Genomic DNA, 18794 nt, shown 5'->3' on the forward strand with positions numbered 1-18794 from the left:
AACCTATTATTCCTGGCTGATATCCGAAGAGGGAGCAGGATGAAGCTTTGCATAATCTTCTCGAAGCGATTTTGCCGCGGGTTTCCAGGCTTTCGCCCACTCATCATCCATTCTACCTACACCAACAATCTTCAGTGCGACAGCATAGGGAGTGCGCCCTTGCTGTTTTGAAAGCCACAGGATGTGATCATCAATTCTGTCATCAGGTATATCGTCGATAATGGAATGGATAACATCGAGGTCCTCTGATAGCCACGGCTTTCCAGTACGGGGAAACACCAGGTCCGGTTCGCGCGGTTTCTTTACCTTCTCGTTTTTGGCGATCTGTCTGGCTTCTTTCTCCGCAGAAATGAGTCGTAGTCGCTCCTTAAGCCCACCCAATGTGGCAACCGTTTTAATTAAATTTTCTCGCTGTTCGCGAGTAATACTTTGCTCATCACAGATCAGGTCGTTCAGGGTATCGATGAGTGTATCCACCCGATTTTCTGTTAATTTCATTTCCAGTTCTCGCTTAAGGCTACAACTCAGCATTCTATTAGATATCTATCTGATTTCGCATCCCTGTTGATCTCATAAATGCAGCCCATAGTCTCGATCACTGACCATGGAAGCCTGATGCTAAAATGATATACTTATGTAAGAACAAATCTTACATAATGAAACGGAGGGGTTATGGCCCGTACAATGACGGTGGACGTGGGTGATGAGCTGCGTGAATTTATCGATTCCCTGGTTAAGGCCGGTGATTACCGAACCCAGAGCGAAGTCATGCGTGACGCGCTGCGGCTGCTGCGCGAGAAGCAAGCTGAATCACGCCTTCAGGAACTGCGTGATCTGCTGGCCGAAGGCATCAGCAGCGGCGAGGCGAAACCATGGAACAAGGATGCATTCCTGAATAATGTCAGGGCCAGGATGGCAAATGAAAGAGATTGAGCTGACACCAAAAGCAGAAGAAGATCTGGAGGCTATCTGGGACTACAGCTTCAGACAGTTCGGGGTTGTTCAGGCGGATGCGTATATCGGGCGTATAGCCGCAGTGTTTGATGTGCTGGCCATGCATGACATCGGCACGCATCGCGCAGAGCTGGGAGAAGATATCTGCTCGCTGCCGGTGGAACAGCACATGATCTATTTTGTGTCATCACATTCGGTGGTTACGATCATACGTATTCTCAGTCAGTCTCAGGATACGGCGCGGCATGAACCATGGATATAACTGAATGTGTAAAATAACAATCAAATTAAATACTTTGTCAAGGCTCAATTGAAATGTCCGTTATCCAGCTCAATTAAAATGACCACTTTGATCTCTCATTCTCTTTACTGATAGACTTTCCTCCGACTGAAACAACAGGATGATTGAGCCCATGCTTCGATACGAGTTAACGCCGAACAATGCAGGTTTTATACTGTGGGGAGATTCAGAAGCCCTGAATGAATTACATGAACTCATTCATTACATCGTGGATGAAAGCCCACTGATTAAAGTTAAAGACGGATTTATGTTATCCCTTGCCTATGATATTCGTAAAGCACGGGAAGGTAATCGTCGTGTTGAGCAACATCAGTATGATCAACATGATACATATAAGCTTTATGGTGTTGAGCTTTTATGGCCTCTGGTCCTGGTACAGTCCTCAATACTCAGAAACTCAATGGGTTATATTCAGACAGACAAAAACCAGCTGTCTGTCATGTATGCCTTTGAATACCTGATAGAATCAGCATTAACAGAGTCTGAGAGAACAACGTCGAATGATATTATGCTAACAGTAAAATATGCATCAGACTCTGATTTTAATTTCATTGAGGATAATATTGACAGCAGGTGCTGCTATTTTATCAGCCTATCTCCGGAGCAAAGAAAAAAGCAGTTAATCAGTATTGTTCGTTCTTTTCATTCATTATGGGGTAAGTATGCCCGTGAAAAGCAGGACATAAAGATGCTGAACGAAATGAATAATACATCATGGGTCTGGCCGGACAATATCAACTGGTGAGCAACCACTGTCCGGCCAGTGAGTACCATCAGCGGGCTCTTTTACCAAAAATGTCCTCTGAACGTGACTGAAGCTGTTTGAGTGCTTCGAGCATGTCATCATTATCCAGTGAGCGCTGGGATTTCTTCCCTTCCTGCTTTGGCCGTCGTCGGGAAGGGCCATCTCCAGCGGGAATTGACTGAGAGCGCGTGTTATCCCGCTTGCTCTGCACCAGACTGATAAACTCCAGGGTTCGGCCAAGACGCTTGTTATCGACAATCGCGCCCTGGTCGATTTCTGACAGTCGGTCGTAGGTAGAGTAGGGAAGTAGCGTACCGTTCAGGCGCAGCTCTTTTCTGCCATCAGGATAGTGATACACATCGATATATTTACCTATTGCACGGCGACTCAGTTCGCTGTCTTCAATCAGGTACAACATTTTATCATATTGTATCGTCAACGATTTTGAGACTTTACGTTTTTCACGAACAGTGAAAATAAGCCCCAGGTCCTCATCATGTTCTACAGCACGGTGTACGTCAAAATCATGTCGCGGTACTTTGCCAAAACGGCGGTTATAGTCAGCCATATAGGCCTCAGCGAAGTCATTTGCAGCCTCCATTGAACAAATGCCCTGTAACCGCAGCTCTTTGACCAGACGATCCTGTAAAGTGAGGTGAGCTCGTTCTACACGCCCTTTGGCGGAACTGGTTTCTGCACAGATAGTCTGGATGTTCAGTTCATGCATGGCTCGCCCAAACTGAGTATGCCCGTCTCCGCCTGTGGCGTGTTTATTGTTAACACGAAAAACACCGGCTTTATCGCTGTACAGTGCCAGCGGTTTACCATGCTTATCGATATAGCGCCGCGTGGCTTCGAAGTAAGAAAACGTGGACTCCGATTTAACAAACAACAGTTCCATCAGTTTGCTGGTTGCATCATCAACATAGACCAGCGCGGTGCAGGCCGGGCCACGGCCTTCAAACCAGTCGTGATCACAGCCATCTATTTGTATCAGCTCACCAGTACACGGACGCCGGTACCGTGGTTGAGGGATCCTTGCGGCACGTTGTTTACGGGGAACCCATAAGCCAGCCCGCACCATGATGCGCCGGACAGTTTCTTTGCCAAGAAACAGTCCGTGGAGTTCTTCGAGCTTTTCACGCGCCAGAGTCGGACCGAAATCAGCATAACGCGTCTTGATCAGTTCCAGAGCCTGATCTGCGAGCCCGGGTGGCAACTGGCGGTTACCACGCATGCCACATCGTCTGCTGGCCATACCAAGCGGTCCGCCTTCACGGTAACGGGCAAGAAGTCTGCGGCATTGCCTGTCGCTGATACCGAGGTGCTCGGCCGCACGGCGCGTTGTGATGCGACGTTCAATGACGTCCTGTATAATCTTGATCCGGTTGATCTCTTTCAAAGTAAACACTCCTGAGCTTTCTGCGCTCATGATATGCCTCCCGGTAGTTTAAACGGACCAGTGAAGCTTACCATAGCGCGGACATCTGAATTGAGCCACAGGCGGACATTACTATTGAGCCATTACATACTTAGTTCGCGCAATCTATCTTATGTTAAATTTAGTCCGTCGTTCATTTATTTTATACCCGACCGCAGACTACGATTAGTCATACACAGATATACTCTTTCATTTAGTTTAAAAAAAACGCTCCCTATCAGGAGCGTAAGCCAGTGACTTCGGCGTCAAATGAGGGTCTAACAAGTGGAGCTGCGGGTTAATTCTGGGTGATCTGACTACGATGCTTATCAGCCTGCTGCTGGTGAACAACGGAAGACTGACCATTATTCGCCTTCTCATGCACAGCTGCGGCCTTCTCATGCTCGCTCATTTCAGAAAATGACTTTGCTGTTTCGTTGGTAGCTCCTGGTTTAGCTTTCATCATTTTTTTATGCATTTCAGCCATGTCCTGGTGGGCAGCAGAATTGCTGTTTTGCATCATGTCATGGGACATTGCGGCCTGATCGTGACTGCTCATATCCATCATTGTCATGCTGTCTCCCTGAATTGCACTTTTTTCAGCAGATGACTGCATCTGGTGGGCAGGTGCCTGTGCATTATTTACCTGGTCATGCATGTTCATTGTCTCTGCAGCCATGGCAGATGAAGCGGCAGCCATAATGGCAACAAATGATACAAGGATCTTTTTCATGGTTGGGTCTCCGGTGTTTACATCCCCAAACAATCAACGGCTTATGACAGAGAAAGCATTTGATCTCAGGGCGGGTTATTCATCACTCCAGGAACCAGGTGATTGCGTTATCACCCTGCTCCTGATTTATGAATGATTATAAAAAACCGCATCTGTTTATCGCGTGACTGGATGATGACAATTTTGTCACCTTCCAGGTTTCTCCTGAATAACGGGGTTAATCCATTAACAGGCGCACTTTGAACACAATTTCCCGCCCCTGCTGTTCTGCTGACAGCTCGCCGCCGTGAGCATGAATGATTGACCTCGTTATTGATAACCCCAGCCCCGCGCCTTCCGTGTTGTGGACCCGTGATGAGTCTGCGCGATAGAACCGGTCAAACAAACGTTCAAGATTAGCGGGAACCGGGCCAGACATCGTATTCGTAATCATCACGTTCACACAGTCACTGTCATGCTCAAGGCGTATCGCTGTACAGGTGTTATCGGGAGAATACTTGATTGCATTCGAAAGCAGGTTACTGAAAGCACGCCGCAGCATGTCGCTGTCTCCGGCAATAACCCCTTCACCTTCAACCGTGATTGTCTTTCCTGTCTCGTCTGCAAGGGGCTCGAATAACTCACGTAATTCATTCAGTTCGGCGGCCAGATCCACATCATGTTTATCCAGCTGCAGCAGACCATGCTCTGAACGTGCCAGAAAAAGCATGTCACTGGTCATTCGTGACAACCTTTTCAGTTCTTCCAGGTTAGCGAATAAAATTTCGCGGTAATGCGAAACATCCCTTTCCTTAGCCAGTGCAAACTGCGTCTGCATCATCAGATTACTGACCGGTGTGCGCAGCTCATGCGCGATGTCAGACGAGAAATCTGACAGTTTCCGGAATGAACCCTCCAGGCGATCGAACATGTTATTGAATTCCTGCATGGTCTCTGAGATTTCCGGCGGAGCCAGATCGGGATTAAGACGCTGATCCAGGCTGTGCACGGTCATGGAGGAAGCCAGACTGGTCATTTCCCGTAACGGTTTCAGACCAATGCGTGTGGTCAGCCAGCCCAGAAAAACAGAAATAAAAACCAGACCGATATTGAACCAGAACAGCCAGGTACTGAGCTTATCCATAAACAGGGTGTGATACCCGGTATCCGTGGCAACCGTAACGATGAAATGTTTGCTTTTACCCTGTTCCGGCGTCACGGCAACCCGCCGCGAGATACTGCGGTATACGGTGTTATTTTCTTCCGTCTGGATCATATAGTCGAGAATATCCCCCGACTTATTTAGCAGGACCGCTGGAACAACAGAATTTTTGGCATACAGTTCCACCAGTTTTTCATTTTCCATATTTTTTATAGAAATGAATAAGCCATTGTGCCCCACCATCGCATCGTTTATTTTTTCTGATAATGACTTAATATCCGTTTTGTTCCTGAACGTCTCTGTTTTAAGAAACTCTTCGGTGAGCTGAAGTTTACCAGTCAGAAAATCGCGATCCTGATTATCGAAATAGCCATTAAGGGTGCTAATCAGGATAAAACTTGATAACCACCATACCGTAAGCATCACTGCAGAAAAAATCAGGCTCAGGCGTGTGGTCAGGGAAATTTTGAACCTCACTCTTCTCTGATCTCCAGGACATATCCGGCACCGCGAACGGTATGGATCAGTTTTGGTTCAAAGTCATCATCAATTTTACTTCTCAGACGTCTCACGGCGACATCAATCACATTCGTATCACTGTCAAAGTTCATATTCCAGACCAAGGACGAGATAAGACTCCTGGGTAACACTTCTCCGGTGCGTTGCAACAGCAACTCAAGCAGAACGTATTCTTTACCGGTGAGATGGATCTTCTTCCCCGAACGGATCACGGTTCGGCGCACCATATCAACGGTCATATCGGCGATGGTGCAAACCGTTGCGGACTGCGAGCGTGCCCGCCGCAGTAAGGTTCTTACACGTGCAACCAGCTCCGTAAAATCGAAGGGCTTAATCAGGTAGTCATCTGCACCAAGCTCCAGTCCTTTCACTTTGTCCCGCACGTTGTCTTTTGCGGTTAAAAACAGGACCGGTTCTTCGTGCCCGGACTTCCTCAGTGCGCTGATGATTTGCCACCCGTCGAGGAAAGGCAGCATCACGTCCAGTATTATCAAATCATACTGTCCCTTCGACGCGGCCCCAAGACCATCGCGGCCATTATTAAAGAGATCGGCCTGATAGCCTTCCTCAACCAGTCCCTGCTGCAGGTAACGACCTGTTTTTTGTTCGTCTTCAACGATTAAAATACGCTGCATGGTCAACTCGCTGATATGAAAGTAAAAATCTCACGCGTGAGCGTTGGTTGTCCCTTAGCTGACCTGAGACGGAGCAAGCATTCCGAGCCACGCTACGGCACCCAGAATGATAATCGCAACAACGAATTCTGTCAGGATGCTGTTTCGCATCAGGGCAACGCTGCGATCATAATTCCCTTCCCTGACCATAACTTCAAGCCGGGGACCCAGGTGAAACCGGTTTGCTGCAGCCAGAAGAAGCATCAGAACAAACAGAGCCGTCTTAGCAAGCAATATTCCCCCCCAGGAGCTGTTGAATAAGGGGGTTAAGTTACCTTCAGCAATATACAGATAGTTGACCATCGCACTCAGGATCAGGGCTACAACAATCACCGTACCTGCCGTGGCAAATTTTGCCAGGGAGTCAGATATCACAATGACGCTCTGTGCATTGTGCGCGTTTCTGCGCATCAGCAGGATAGCAAATGCAACCAGAGCACCTGTCCAGGCACCTGCAGCGCCGAGATGAGTCAGATCGCTCAGTAAATGGAGATAGTAATGCAGACCGTCATGCATGACGGCGTGTCCTCCCCAGGCAAGTGTAGCCAGCGCCACGCCCCCACTCATCGTCATCAGCAGGCAGGACAATAGTCTCTTGTTAGTGTAAAGGAACAAAGCACCGAGAGTGATAAACAGTGCACAAAGTCTGACAATCCAGCTAATACCTACATCAGTTTCTTCTATAACCATCTCGATAATATGGATGGATAATTCCCTGAGATCAGTTACTCCGCTCATGGCATTAGATACCAGGAGCATATTAATGCCAGTAAGAATGATGCCTGCAACAACAGCAAAGGTTATAAACGACCTGAAATTAGTCAGGTTATACGTTTCATGTCTGACACCACTTAATCCATATATCTGAAAAAATGGCAATCCAAATATTACCATCAAATCAAGATAAAGAAGAAAACGAATAACAATCATAATCAGGTCGTTCATAATATTACTTCACTGTAAAGGTGTAATTACCGGTAATAGGGTGCGTATCTGAAGAAACTGCGCGCCAGTCAACACGATAAGTGCCAGCGGGTAAAGGTTCTCGCGGAATAATGACCATCGATTTAGGGTCAGCGCCTGGTGCCACTTTTGCCGCGACCGGCATCGGAGAATGTGATGACATACCTTTCATACCCGTCATCGTTAATTTTGCACCTGAGAATTTCACGGTCAGATCTTCCGAGAAATTAAGCTGAATCTTATCCGGGGCCGCTACGGCCGAATCAGCCTGTGGCACAGAGCTTTTTAATTCCGGATGGGCCATAGCAGAAAAAGCGACGCCCATAACCAGGCCACCTGTAAGAATGGCTTTATGTAAAATCGACATATTATTTACCTGTTTAGTTTAGTGTTTTAAGTCAACGCATTAAAACCAGATTCTGGCTCCCGCCAGGAATACTACCTGATGGTCTTTCTCACCCTCTCTTTTCGCCATATCGGACGTTTTCCCGTAAAGCTGATTCCAGGAGACGCCTATATAGGGTGCAAACTCACGGCGTATTTCGTAGCGCAGCCGAAGGCCCAGCTCTGTGTCAGCTAATCCTCTGCCGCGCTCCCGCGATTCATCATCCTGACTGTAGAGATTTACCTCATAGGATGGCTGGAGTATGAGCCGGTTAGTCAGTAAAACGTCGTATTCTCCCCCCAGACGGAGGGCTGCTTTTCCGTCATTACTGACAAAAGCCGTAATTTCAGACTCAAAATTATAGAGCGCGAGCCCCTGAAAACCGACAGCAGCCCAGGTCTGGGCTGAAGCAGGTCTGAAATCCTGTCTTACACCCGCAACCAAATCCCACCAGGGGCCAACCGCATGCCCCCAGAGTAGCTGGGCTTCTGCCGTCTCCGTTTTCCCCCCGCTTCGTTCGCCTTCACTCTTTAGCCAGAGCCGGTCAGTGTCGCCTCCAATCCAGCTGTTAACACTCCAGCTGAAATTATTGGTGTTATCCGACCGTTGCCATTCCAGTTGATCCAGCAAGACCAGATAATTAATCGCACTGTCGTGAATCGCATGCCCCGGTAAATTGCCGAATGCAGCCTTCCGGTCGGCATCGGTAACAGGCGGAATTGGCGTTCTGCTCTCAGTTACAATGGGCTCCATTGACGTCATCTCAGTGAAATTCTCATCTACCGGCATCTGCATGGAAGACATGTCGTGCCCGGCATGAGGATCTGCAGAGACGGAGCCCGCCGCAATAGAAAACGGTGAGGTAAACAAACCAGCGACCAGAACAGTTATGGCCTTAAAACTTCTCTTCATTCGCATCATTCCTCCACCCGGACTTCACGAAACATTCCCATTTCCATGTGATAGAGCAAATGGCAGTGATACGCCCAGCGGCCAAGCGCATCTGCTGTCACTCTGTAACTGCGTTTTGTACCAGGGGGAATATCTATTGTGTGTTTACGAACCATGAAATTACCGTTTTCATCTTCCAGATCGCTCCACATACCATGCAGGTGAATGGGGTGAGTCATCATGGTATCGTTGACCAGAGTGATCCTGAGTCGCTCACCGTATTTCAGCAGCACCGGTGCGGCATCTGAAAACTTGATTCCGTTAAATGACCAGGCAAACTTTTCCATGTGACCGGTTAAATGCAGTTCTATGGTGCGGCCAGGTTCACGTCCGTCAGGATCCTCAAAGCGGCTTTTCAAATCCGCGTACGTGAGAACCTTTCTTCCGTTATTTCGAAGACCGATACCCGGATCGTTTAATTTCGGAGAGACGCTCATCGCCTGCATATCAACCAGTGGGTTACCCGTTTCTGACGCAGGATGACTTTGCATACCCGGCATTCCGGCCATCTGGGAATGATCCATACCAGTCATGCTGCTGTGATCCATGGGTGCGGAGGATGTCCCGCTATCCGCAAGCTCAGCACCGTCCATAGACATCATCTCTCCGCTGTTATTCATGCCCCCCATCTGGCTGTGGTCCATTCCTGCCATATCATGCCCCATTCCTCCCATACCCATATCTTCCATGGTCAACAGAGGACGTGGATCCAGGGCGGGAACGGCAGCACTTAACCCCTCTCTCGTGGCCAGTGTCCCCCGAGCGTAGCCGGTCCTGTCCATGGATTGTGCGAAGATGGTATAGGCCTCACCCTGAGGCTCCACAATGACATCATAGGTTTCGGCAACGGCAATCCTGAATTCGTCAACGGTAACCGGGTTTACATACTGGCCATCTGCAGCCACGACCGTCATTTTCAGCCCGGGGATGCGGATATCGAAATAGGTCATTGCCGAACCGTTGATAAACCGTAAGCGTATCTTTTCACCGGGACGGAACAGCCCGGTCCAGTTTTTCAGCGGGGCCTGACCGTTCATGAGATAGGTGTAGGTGTAGCCACTGACATCCGCGAGGTCAGTCGGATTCATTTTCATTTCAGCCCACATTTTCCGATCGGCAATAGTGGCTGACAGCCCCCTGGTATTCACGTCGCGGAAAAAAGAGCCAATGGTTGGTTTATTGAAATTGTAGTAATCCGACTGTTTTTTTAATTTTTTCAGAAGACTGTGAGGATTTTCATCGGTCCAGTCAGACAACATGACCACGTGCTCACGATCGTAAGCAAACGGTTCCGGCTCCCTGGCATCGATGATAATGGCACCGTATACCCCCTCCTGTTCCTGCAGACCGGAATGGCTGTGGTACCAGTAAGTCCCGTTCTGCTTAACCTTAAAGGTGTAAACGTAGGTATCATCAGGCTCTATGCCCCTAAAACTCAGCCCCGGAACACCATCCATATTGGCTGGAAGAATAATGCCGTGCCAGTGAATGGACGTCTGTTCATTAAGACGGTTCTTGACCTTCAGGGTAATGGTGTCACCTTCTTTCCAGCGAAGAACGGGCCCCGGCAGGCCTCCATTGATTGTTTTGGCCTGACGCTCACTGCCAGTGATATTGACGGCCGTTTCACCAATGGTCAGGTCAAACTGAGTACCCTGCAGGGATGCGGCAACTGGCAGGCTCAGACTGGAACGCGCATTGAAACTCCATACGCCAAGACTTCCGGCTACGCCAGAGAGGGTTAATCCCTTCAGGAAAGTTCGTCGAGACGTTTTCAACAGCATGCGCGTTCCCTTATTTAAAGTATGGTTACTGACAAAGTTCGAGAACCGATTTAAATTAAATTTCTGGTTCATCCTCTTACAATGAAATGAAGCTAGCACACCTTAAGAAACAAATTCATTACAATCGTGTAATGTACGTAGCTGTATTACATTTACGTCATCTTCACCACAGATTGATTATTTTTATATATGATCGTGATGACATCTTTTATGTACCTAAGAAGGTAATCACACATGAATATATTAATCACTACCACTGCGTTTACAGCTTTATTTTGTGGGGCAGTTTTTGCCAAGTCCAGTGATATTGCCCATGAAGCACATCGATTCGTGAACAATGCCTCAGCCGTCAGTCATGTTAATTCCTCGACGCATGAAAACTTGCCGGGCAGGATTAATAAAAAGAGCACGCCATCATTCTCTGAAATGAATGAACATGAAAGGGCCATTGTTGCGCATTCATTTATGAACAACAGCGCGTCCTATGCACATCAAAAAATGATTGAGGAACATAAAAAAATGCTGTCCGGGAGTGACGCAAATTCAGAGACATCATCTTCTTCTTTTAACGAACTGAATGCCGGAGAGAAAGCCGCCCTCGTGCATGAGCAGGTCAATAATGCCGCTGCGGAAGCTCATCAGACGCAGGCAAGAAAGCTTCGTGGGCTGGATTCGTCCAGGTAAAGGCAGGTGGGTTAGTGCTTAGCGTCAGGTGCGCAGCAGGGTTTCACTGACGGGTTACGTCGCAGGACATGAGCTTCATATTGCTCTGCCGTAACCTGTTTCAGACCCGTTAATCATCACCGCCGGGCTGGTCATACACTTCCCAGAGCTTCAGGAGCAAACGGGAAACAAGATATGTTACAAAAATGACGACCATCAACGGTGCTCCCGATTAACTGGCAGATGACACTCCTCCTGAAAACCCCTAGCATACGCCGCAGTGTTCATGCTAACGGCGAATTCCAGTAAATGTATTCTACCGATGTCGTAAAAGAAAATGCTTACCTTTCAGCCACCCGCTCGGGGCTGGAATCGAACGAGATCGCTATCCTTCAGCGCTCTTTGCCTTCCCGCTTTAATCTTCGGCATTTGAAAAAAAATGAATCATTAAAACTCGTACTGCAAAAGAAAGCGGGAAAATCACGTGTAGTGGCTTATAAATTTACGTCCGGCTCATTTAATTACACGGCGTATCGTATATCAGACAAAAAGTTCTATAATCTTTCCGATACTTCCGGGAAAGGCAGTCTCGATTATCCGTTACCAGCCACAGCAAGACTCAGTTCACCTTTCAATCCTGCAAGACTTAACCCGGTATCGGGAAAAGTGAGTCCCCATAATGGCATTGATTATTCCATGCCCATGAACACGAAAATAGTCAGCGTCATCGACGGAAAAATCACCCGGGCCGAATACAACAGTACCATGGGATATTTTGTTGAAGTAACGGGAAAAGCCGGTGTTAAAACTCGCTATCTCCACCTCAATAAAATACTCGTTACTAAAGGGGCCAGAGTTACCCGGGGAGGTGCTATTGCGTTATCCGGTAACAGCGGACGTTCATCCGGTCCTCATTTACATTACGAGCTGGTCATCAATAACAATCCTGTTAATTCACTGGCGTTCCGGGCATCGGCACCCGCTGATAACAAACTCGAACAGCATGCCTTTGCGCATGCCAGAGACTACGAACGATACCTGGACTGATAACGGGACCGCGACGCGGCCCCGTTTGCCGGATTAATTTTTTTTATCGTTTTCACTTCCGTGATGTTGGTGATCCCCATGCCCTCCGTGGCCGTGGAAAAGATGCATTAGCGGGCAGACCAGCAATAACAGATATGGCCAGTAACCTGCCACATGTGACCAGTGTTCTCGCAGGAGGGCAAATGCCGCGATCGCGGCGACAGCAATAAGCGCATAGGTGGTACTTTTCATACTGGACTCCTTCTGTTCATAACAGACCCTTCACTCAGTGTTATTTCCCGAGCCTGACACTTTTCAGACGCAACGCATTCACAATGACGCTGACGGAAGAAAGAGCCATGGCCGCCGCCGCAATAACTGGCGACAGCAGTATTCCATACACAGGATAAAGCAGGCCTGCAGCCACCGGCACACCAAGTGCGTTGTAGATAAATGCAAAAAACAGATTCTGTCGGATATTTTTCATGGTGATCTCTGACAGATGACGGGCCCTGTTCAGTATCATCAGGTCGCCTTTGAGAAGGGTGACTCCGGCACTTTCAATTGCCACATCTGTACCCGTTCCCATGGCTATACCCACGTCAGCCGCTGCCAGCGCCGGGGCATCATTCACACCGTCTCCGGCCATCGCAACCACATGACCAGACGCTTTCAGTCGGGTTATCACTGCTTTTTTGCCATCCGGCAGAATCCCGGCTTCAACATCCTCTATTCCCAGTTTTCGTGCGACGGCTTCAGCTGTTAGCTGGTTATCCCCGGTGAGCATAACAATGCGGATCCCCGCCTGACGCAACGCTTTAAGTGCATCCGGCGTGGTTGCTTTCACGGGATCCGAAATAGCTATCAGGCCTGCAAGGTCCCCGTCCGTGGCCACATAGATAACGGTAGCGCCTTCCATCCGCAACGTATCCGCAACGGCCTTTTGATTATCAATAACGATACTGTTTTCCTGCATAACCAGTTCATTACCAATAACAATCCGTTGACCTTCGACATCGCCTGTGACACCTTTACCCGACGGCGCATCGAAATGAGTGACTGCGGGTATTGCGATCCCCTTTTCCTGTGCTGCTCTGACGACTGCCATACCCAGCGGATGCTGCGAGCCTTTTTCCACTGCGGCCGTTACACGCAAAAGAGAGGCTTCCCCACCCGGACTGAGACTGATAATTCCTGTCACCGTAGGCGAACCTTCGGTGAGCGTGCCTGTTTTGTCGACAACCAGCGTGTCCACTTTTTCAAGACGCTCAAGGGCTTCGGCATTTTTGATTAACACCCCGGCCTGGGCTCCTTTGCCCACCCCCACCATTATCGACATCGGCGTGGCCAGCCCCAGCGCGCAGGGACAGGCAATAATCAGGACCGACACAGCCGCAATCAGACCGTGCGCCATCCTGGGCTCGGGCCCCCAGACAGACCAGATCACGAAAGCAACAACCGCGATAAGTATCACCAGAGGAACAAACCAGCCTGAAACGCTGTCAGCCATTCTCTGGATGGGGGCTCGCGAACGCTGTGCATCAGCGACCATCTGAACAATTCGTGAGAGCATCGTTTCATCTCCGACTTTCTCTGCACGGATGATAAGACTACCTGTCTGATTAATCGTCCCCCCAATGACAGGGGCACCCTCCGTTTTGGTAACCGGCATAGACTCCCCGGTCACCATCGATTCATCAACGGTTGTTGTGCCTTCGACCACGATACCGTCGACCGGAATACTCTCCCCAGGTCTGATGCGGAGCTTATCGCCAGGCAGGACATCTTCCGCATTAATATCCGTTTCATGACCGTCATGGTCCAGCCGCCTGGCGGTTTTGGGGGCAAGGTTCAGAAGCGCAGTAATGGCACCTGAGGTTTGTTCCCGTGCCCGCAGCTCAAGAACCTGTCCCAGCAGTACAAGCACCGTAATTACTGCCGCGGCTTCAAAATAAACGGCCACCAGGCCATCCATGTTTCTGAACGATGCAGGAAACCAGGAGGGGAAGACAGTTGCAATGACGCTGTAAACCCAGGCTACGCCGGTCCCCATAGCAACAAGGGTAAACATATTCAGGGAACGGTTACGTAACGACATCCCGGCCCGGGCGAAAAATGGCCAGCCACACCACAACACGACAGGAGAGGCCAGAAGCAGCTGCAGCCATGTGTTGTACTGTGGCGATACTGTATTTCTCAAGGCGGGAAACAGATGAGATCCCATTTCGAGTATCAGAACCGGAAACGCCAGCAACAACCCCAGCCAGAAGCGTCTTGTCATGTCGCGAAGTTCATCACTCGGCCCCGTGGATGCCGTGGCTACGAGTGGTTCCAGTGCCATTCCACAGACAGGACAGCTTCCTGGACCACGACGGCGTATCTCCGGGTGCATCGGGCATGTCCACACACCTTCAGAAATATCGTTCTCCGCCTGGTGGTGAGGCTGTTTTATCTGATCAGGGATGACCTCGTGGTGATGGTGGTGATGGGAATGTTCACTGGCATCTTCTGTAAGATAATGATCGGGATGAGCTTTAAATTTGCTCTCACAGCTGGCGGAGCAGAAATAAAGCTGATGCTCCTGGTATCGAATGCTGCTGTGCGCCTTATCGGGCATGATTGTCATCCCGCACACGGGATCTCTCACCTTATGCAATACGTGACTCTCGTCCGGGGATAATGTCTGTTCAGAGGCAGTCTGGTTGTTGTGTTGCACTGCATTGTCATTTTTCACAGTAACTCTCCTTATGCAAACCTGAAGCGTCTTCTGTATTCAGGTTATGTCATGGATGCGATTACCACGAATGTCGCCGGCACAGGAGTGCCTGCTACCGGCGTCCCGTTAACAGCCGTTCCGCTGACTATTCGATTCGCTGGAAGATCTTTTTACTGCCCTCCGGAGAGAATGCGATAACATCGTAAGCCTCTTTACGGGCCCCCATCTCCATTCCCGGGCTTCCCGCAGGCATACCGGGGGTGGCAAGGCCATAAATCCCTGAATCAGACTGCATTGCCTTATGTATCGTTGTGGCAGGCACATGACCTTCAATGATCAAATTACCAGTAACTGCGGTATGACAGCTTCTCAGCTCAGCAGGAACAGCATATTTTTCTTTCAGGGCTGACAGAGCCTGATCATTCATGACGTGGGTCCGTACCTCAAACCCGTCCTTTTCCATCGCCTTGCCCCACAGGGAACAGCAACCACAGTTTTCAGACTTGTACATGTCTATTACTTTTTCACCTGCCATTGCCGGAAGTGAAAGGCCAAAAGCCAGGGCCATTAAAATTATTTTTTTCATACTCACCTCTGTATGTTATCGATGTAAACCCTGACGTCAGGGTGAATTTATGCAAAAGGACACCCGCAGGGGTGTCCTTTCAGGGTTATGACACGCTCTTTTTATGTCTGCGCAGCCAGATGAGTTTATAGGCGGCAGGAATAATGAACAGGGACAGCAGCGGAGCTGTGATCATCCCGCCAATCATGGGGGCCGCAATACGGCTCATGACTTCTGAACCTGCGCCGGTTCCCCAGAGTATCGGCAGCAGACCCGCGATGATCACCGCCACGGTCATGGCTTTCGGCCGGACACGCAGCACGGCACCATGATAAAGGGCTTCATCAAGACCTTCCGGTGTGAACGTTTCCTTGTTTGACAGTTCCGGATGCGCTTCAATGGCATGACGCAGATACATCAGCATGACCACGCCAAACTCTGCTGCCACACCGGCCAGGGCGATAAACCCGGTTCCGGTTGCGACTGACATATGGAAGCCCTGCCAGTACAGGAACCATATCCCGCCAACCAGGGCGAACGGCAGACTCATCAGGATCAACAACGCTTCATCAACCCGGCGGAACGCCAGATACAACAGGATGAAAATGATCATCACCGTCATCGGCACCATCAGTTTAAGTTTCTTGTTGGCGTGCTCAAGCAGTTCAAATTGTCCGGAGAATGACACGCTGGTACCCGGTCTCAGTTTCACTTTCTGACTGATAGCCGTTTTAATATCATTAACCACCGACACCATATCCCTGCCGCGCGCGTCAATGTAAATCCAGCTGGCTGGACGGGCATTTTCCGTTTTCAGCATAGTCGGCCCTGAAACGACCTTAATATCCGCGACATCGCCCAGCGTGATCTGCTGCTTCATCGGGGTCAGGATCGGCATCTGTTTCAATGCATTTGGACTGTTCCGGTAATCCTGCGGATAGCGAATATTAATCGGGTAGCGGGCCACGCCTTCAACCGTTTCCCCTACCGTTGCGCCGCCGATGGCTGATGAGACAAACAGCTGTACATCACCGACAGTCATACCGTAACGGGACGCTTTTTCCCGGTTGATATCGATATCGATGTAACGCCCGCCTTCAAGTCGCTCAGCCAGGGCAGACACCACGCCCGGCACGGTTTTGGCTACCGCCTCAATACTCTGCGCAGTCGCATCAATATCGGCCAGGACAGTCCCTGAGACCTTGATACCTATCGGGCTTTTGATCCCGGTTGAGAGCATATCAATACGGTTACGGATTGGCGGAACCCACAGGTTTGCCAGACCCGGTAAACGGACGGTCTTGTCGAGTTCTTCAATAATCTTGTCAATCGTCATACCCGGACGCCACTGATCCTCAGGTTTGAGCTGGATCGTGGTTTCCACCATTTCAAGCGGTGCGGAATCCGTTGCGGTCTCTGCTTTACCGGTCTTGCCAAATACAGAGGCCACTTCAGGAACGCTTTTGATTAACTTGTCCGTCGTCTGCAGGAGTGCTGCAGCTTCTGCCGGAGAGACGCCAGGCAATGTTGACGGCATATACAGCAGGTCGCCCTCATTGATCTTCGGCAGAAACTCCCCCCCCACCTGACTCAATGGCCATACAACGGTGAAAATGGACAAGGCCGCAACCAGCAGGGTTGTTTTTGGCCAGTGGAGGACCCGCAGCAGCAATGGATGATACGCTTTGATCAGCACCCGGTTCAGGGGGTTACTGGTCTCGGCAGGAATTTTTCCCCGGATCCAGAATCCCATCAGGATCGGAATGACAATGATGGCCAGCGCGGCCGCGCCCGCCATGGAGTACGTTTTCGTGAATGCCAGCGGGCCAAACAGACGTCCTTCCTGACCTTCCAGGGTAAAGATAGGTATAAAGGACAGGGTGATGATCAGCAGGCTGATAAACAGTGCGGGTCCCACTTCCACGGAGGCGTCGGTAATCACCTTCCAGCGGGTGACGTTGTCAATCTGCTCACCCGGATGCCGATGATCCCACTCCTCAAGCCGTTTATGCGCATTCTCAATCATCACAATGGCGGCATCCACCATCGCACCGACGGCAATAGCTATCCCTCCCAGCGACATGATATTGGCGTTCAGTCCCTGGAAGTGCATGACGATAAAGGCGATACACAGGCCAAGCGGCAGAGAGATAATCGCCACCAGGGCAGAACGTACGTGCCACAGGAACAGGGCACAGACGATGGCCACCACGAAAAACTCTTCCAGAAGTTTGGAACTGAGGTTATCAATCGCCCGGTCGATTAACTGGCTGCGATCGTAGGTGGTCACGATTTCAACACCTTCCGGCAGACTGGCCTTCAGTGTCTCCAGTTTATCCCTCACTGCCGTGATTACGTCACGCGCGTTTTTACCCGACCGCAGGATCACCACGCCGCCAGCGACTTCCCCCTGGCCGTTCAGTTCGGCAATACCACGCCGCATTTCAGGCCCTGTCTGCACGCGGGCAACATCCCGCAAATAAACCGGCACGCCGTTCTCGCCTGTTTTCAGGACGATGTTATTAAAATCATCAATGCTCTGCAGATAGCCGCTGGCGCGGACCATATACTCCGCTTCGGCTATTTCAACGGATGAACCACCGGCCTCCTGGTTAGACGATTCAAGAGCCTGTTTCACTTCGGGCAGGCTGATCCCATACTGAGACAGTTTTACCGGATTGACCTGAATCTGGTACTGCTTCACCACGCCACCAACCGAGGCTACCTCAGCCACGTTCGGGATGGTCTTCAGTTCAAATTTCAGAAACCAGTCCTGCAAAGAACGCAGTTCTGAAAGGTCGTGTTTTCCGCTGCGATCGACCAGGGCATATTCAAATATCCAGCCCACTCCCGTGGCGTCCGGACCGATTTCAGAACTCACACCCGCAGGCAGTTTGCCCTGAACCTGATTCAGGTATTCCAGCACGCGCGAACGGGCCCAGTACAGATCGGTCCCGTCTTCAAAAATGACATACACATACGAATCACCGAACTGTGAAAAGCCACGCACAGTTTTTGCGCCAGGTACGGACAGCATGGTGGTGGTAAGCGGATAGGTGACCTGGTTTTCTACAATCTGCGGAGCCTGTCCGGGATAGCTGGTTTTAATAATGACCTGCACATCTGACAGGTCAGGCAGCGCATCGACCGGCGTGTTAATTATCGTCCATGTGCCCCAGATGCTGAGAAACAGGGCACCCATCATGACCAGGAAACGGTTGGCGACAGAGCGCCGGATAATCCATTCAATCATC

The 18794-nt window shown here is 50.0% G+C and carries 18 protein-coding genes; 5 read left to right on the top strand and 13 right to left on the bottom strand.

Going from position 1 to position 18794, the window contains the following annotated elements; all coding sequences use genetic code 11:
* Positions 1-6 precede the first annotated feature (6 nt).
* On the bottom strand, positions 7-531 hold the full coding sequence (locus ACQG19_RS25180; protein WP_013087105.1) for a hypothetical protein: 525 nt from the start codon (positions 529-531) through the stop codon (positions 7-9).
* 141 nt (positions 532-672) lie between these two features.
* On the opposite strand from ACQG19_RS25180, the gene ACQG19_RS25185 reads away from it, so the two are divergent.
* The 3 genes from ACQG19_RS25185 (at position 673) to ACQG19_RS25195 (ending at position 2000) form a co-directional block, all read left to right on the top strand.
* Positions 673-933: a type II toxin-antitoxin system ParD family antitoxin gene (locus tag ACQG19_RS25185; RefSeq protein ID WP_013087106.1), complete on the top strand. Its 261-nt coding sequence runs from the start codon at positions 673-675 to the stop codon at positions 931-933.
* Entirely contained in the window at positions 920-1216 is a 297-nt protein-coding gene (locus tag ACQG19_RS25190) for a type II toxin-antitoxin system RelE/ParE family toxin (protein WP_013087107.1), read from the top strand. The genes ACQG19_RS25185 and ACQG19_RS25190 overlap by 14 nt, the downstream gene beginning before the upstream one ends.
* Before the next feature lie 151 nt (positions 1217-1367).
* Positions 1368-2000 carry a DUF6904 family protein gene (locus ACQG19_RS25195; protein ID WP_001567369.1) on the top strand — a complete coding sequence of 211 codons (633 nt, stop codon included), beginning with the start codon at positions 1368-1370 and terminating at the stop codon, positions 1998-2000.
* 28 nt (positions 2001-2028) lie between these two features.
* On the opposite strand, the gene ACQG19_RS25200 is transcribed toward ACQG19_RS25195, so the two are convergent.
* The 8 genes from ACQG19_RS25200 to pcoA form a co-directional block, all read right to left on the bottom strand.
* Positions 2029-3432, bottom strand: coding sequence for an ISNCY-like element ISKpn21 family transposase (locus ACQG19_RS25200; protein WP_057061543.1), 1404 nt, complete (start codon positions 3430-3432; stop codon positions 2029-2031).
* A 286-nt stretch (positions 3433-3718) separates the two neighbouring features.
* The gene (gene pcoE / locus ACQG19_RS25205; protein WP_000723069.1) at positions 3719-4153 is read right to left on the bottom strand and encodes a copper resistance system metallochaperone PcoE; all 435 of its coding nucleotides are present in this window, start codon (positions 4151-4153) and stop codon (positions 3719-3721) included.
* A gap of 217 nt (positions 4154-4370) precedes the next feature.
* Positions 4371-5771, bottom strand: a complete 1401-nt coding sequence (pcoS, locus tag ACQG19_RS25210; RefSeq protein ID WP_032662233.1) for a copper resistance membrane spanning protein PcoS — start codon at positions 5769-5771, stop codon at positions 4371-4373.
* Entirely contained in the window at positions 5768-6448 is a 681-nt protein-coding gene (pcoR, locus tag ACQG19_RS25215; RefSeq protein WP_032662230.1) for a copper response regulator transcription factor PcoR, read from the bottom strand. The genes pcoS and pcoR overlap by 4 nt, the downstream gene beginning before the upstream one ends.
* A gap of 54 nt (positions 6449-6502) precedes the next feature.
* Positions 6503-7381 (bottom strand): copper resistance inner membrane protein PcoD, encoded by an 879-nt coding sequence (gene pcoD / locus ACQG19_RS25220; protein WP_306463840.1) that lies wholly within the window; start codon positions 7379-7381, stop codon positions 6503-6505.
* A gap of 55 nt (positions 7382-7436) precedes the next feature.
* A complete protein-coding gene (gene pcoC, locus ACQG19_RS25225; RefSeq protein ID WP_032662224.1) occupies positions 7437-7817 on the bottom strand; it encodes a copper resistance system metallochaperone PcoC in 381 nt (126 codons plus the stop codon).
* A 39-nt stretch (positions 7818-7856) separates the two neighbouring features.
* On the bottom strand, positions 7857-8747 hold the full coding sequence (locus ACQG19_RS25230) for a copper resistance protein B (RefSeq protein ID WP_072199631.1): 891 nt from the start codon (positions 8745-8747) through the stop codon (positions 7857-7859).
* 5 nt (positions 8748-8752) lie between these two features.
* Positions 8753-10570 (bottom strand): multicopper oxidase PcoA, encoded by a 1818-nt coding sequence (pcoA, locus tag ACQG19_RS25235; RefSeq protein ID WP_032662218.1) that lies wholly within the window; start codon positions 10568-10570, stop codon positions 8753-8755.
* Positions 10571-10804: 234 nt separating this feature from the next.
* Here pcoA and ACQG19_RS25240 point away from each other — a divergent pair, with 234 nt between their 5' ends.
* Together ACQG19_RS25240 and ACQG19_RS25245 are read left to right on the top strand one after the other, a co-directional pair.
* Positions 10805-11254 carry a hypothetical protein gene (locus tag ACQG19_RS25240; protein WP_032662214.1) on the top strand — a complete coding sequence of 150 codons (450 nt, stop codon included), beginning with the start codon at positions 10805-10807 and terminating at the stop codon, positions 11252-11254.
* Between the two features lie 288 nt (positions 11255-11542).
* A complete protein-coding gene (locus ACQG19_RS25245) occupies positions 11543-12280 on the top strand; it encodes a peptidoglycan DD-metalloendopeptidase family protein (RefSeq protein ID WP_000287499.1) in 738 nt (245 codons plus the stop codon).
* 33 nt (positions 12281-12313) lie between these two features.
* Here ACQG19_RS25245 and ACQG19_RS25250 read toward each other — a convergent pair whose 3' ends face one another.
* From ACQG19_RS25250 to silA, 4 genes are all read right to left on the bottom strand, one after another.
* Entirely contained in the window at positions 12314-12511 is a 198-nt protein-coding gene (locus tag ACQG19_RS25250; protein WP_000843494.1) for a DUF2933 domain-containing protein, read from the bottom strand.
* Between the two features lie 40 nt (positions 12512-12551).
* Positions 12552-14993: an Ag(+)-translocating P-type ATPase SilP gene (gene silP / locus ACQG19_RS25255; RefSeq protein WP_032662211.1), complete on the bottom strand. Its 2442-nt coding sequence runs from the start codon at positions 14991-14993 to the stop codon at positions 12552-12554.
* Positions 14994-15120: 127 nt separating this feature from the next.
* On the bottom strand, positions 15121-15561 hold the full coding sequence (locus ACQG19_RS25260; protein ID WP_032662207.1) for a DUF411 domain-containing protein: 441 nt from the start codon (positions 15559-15561) through the stop codon (positions 15121-15123).
* 85 nt (positions 15562-15646) lie between these two features.
* A complete protein-coding gene (gene silA / locus ACQG19_RS25265) occupies positions 15647-18793 on the bottom strand; it encodes a Cu(+)/Ag(+) efflux RND transporter permease subunit SilA (protein WP_047070876.1) in 3147 nt (1048 codons plus the stop codon).
* Between the last annotated feature and the right edge of the window lies 1 nt (position 18794).

Origin of the sequence: Enterobacter cloacae complex sp. 277I4 (assembly GCF_050031465.1) — a bacterium.
Lineage (GTDB): Bacteria > Pseudomonadota > Gammaproteobacteria > Enterobacterales > Enterobacteriaceae > Enterobacter > Enterobacter cloacae.

What these genes read in the sequence shown, in the direction of transcription:
- pcoC (WP_032662224.1), bottom strand. Translation starts at nt 7,817, where the DNA reads ATGTCGATTTTACATAAAGCCATTCTTACAGGTGGCCTGGTTATGGGC.
- ACQG19_RS25230 (WP_072199631.1), bottom strand. Translation starts at nt 8,747, where the DNA reads ATGAAGAGAAGTTTTAAGGCCATAACTGTTCTGGTCGCTGGTTTGTTT.
- ACQG19_RS25200 (WP_057061543.1), bottom strand. Translation starts at nt 3,432, where the DNA reads ATGAGCGCAGAAAGCTCAGGAGTGTTTACTTTGAAAGAGATCAACCGG.
- ACQG19_RS25245 (WP_000287499.1), top strand. Translation starts at nt 11,543, where the DNA reads ATGTATTCTACCGATGTCGTAAAAGAAAATGCTTACCTTTCAGCCACC.
- pcoD (WP_306463840.1), bottom strand. Translation starts at nt 7,381, where the DNA reads ATGGTAATATTTGGATTGCCATTTTTTCAGATATATGGATTAAGTGGT.
- pcoE (WP_000723069.1), bottom strand. Translation starts at nt 4,153, where the DNA reads ATGAAAAAGATCCTTGTATCATTTGTTGCCATTATGGCTGCCGCTTCA.
- pcoA (WP_032662218.1), bottom strand. Translation starts at nt 10,570, where the DNA reads ATGCTGTTGAAAACGTCTCGACGAACTTTCCTGAAGGGATTAACCCTC.
- ACQG19_RS25250 (WP_000843494.1), bottom strand. Translation starts at nt 12,511, where the DNA reads ATGAAAAGTACCACCTATGCGCTTATTGCTGTCGCCGCGATCGCGGCA.
- ACQG19_RS25260 (WP_032662207.1), bottom strand. Translation starts at nt 15,561, where the DNA reads ATGAAAAAAATAATTTTAATGGCCCTGGCTTTTGGCCTTTCACTTCCG.
- pcoR (WP_032662230.1), bottom strand. Translation starts at nt 6,448, where the DNA reads ATGCAGCGTATTTTAATCGTTGAAGACGAACAAAAAACAGGTCGTTAC.
- ACQG19_RS25195 (WP_001567369.1), top strand. Translation starts at nt 1,368, where the DNA reads ATGCTTCGATACGAGTTAACGCCGAACAATGCAGGTTTTATACTGTGG.
- ACQG19_RS25190 (WP_013087107.1), top strand. Translation starts at nt 920, where the DNA reads ATGAAAGAGATTGAGCTGACACCAAAAGCAGAAGAAGATCTGGAGGCT.
- ACQG19_RS25240 (WP_032662214.1), top strand. Translation starts at nt 10,805, where the DNA reads ATGAATATATTAATCACTACCACTGCGTTTACAGCTTTATTTTGTGGG.
- ACQG19_RS25185 (WP_013087106.1), top strand. Translation starts at nt 673, where the DNA reads ATGGCCCGTACAATGACGGTGGACGTGGGTGATGAGCTGCGTGAATTT.
- silA (WP_047070876.1), bottom strand. Translation starts at nt 18,793, where the DNA reads ATGATTGAATGGATTATCCGGCGCTCTGTCGCCAACCGTTTCCTGGTC.
- ACQG19_RS25180 (WP_013087105.1), bottom strand. Translation starts at nt 531, where the DNA reads ATGCTGAGTTGTAGCCTTAAGCGAGAACTGGAAATGAAATTAACAGAA.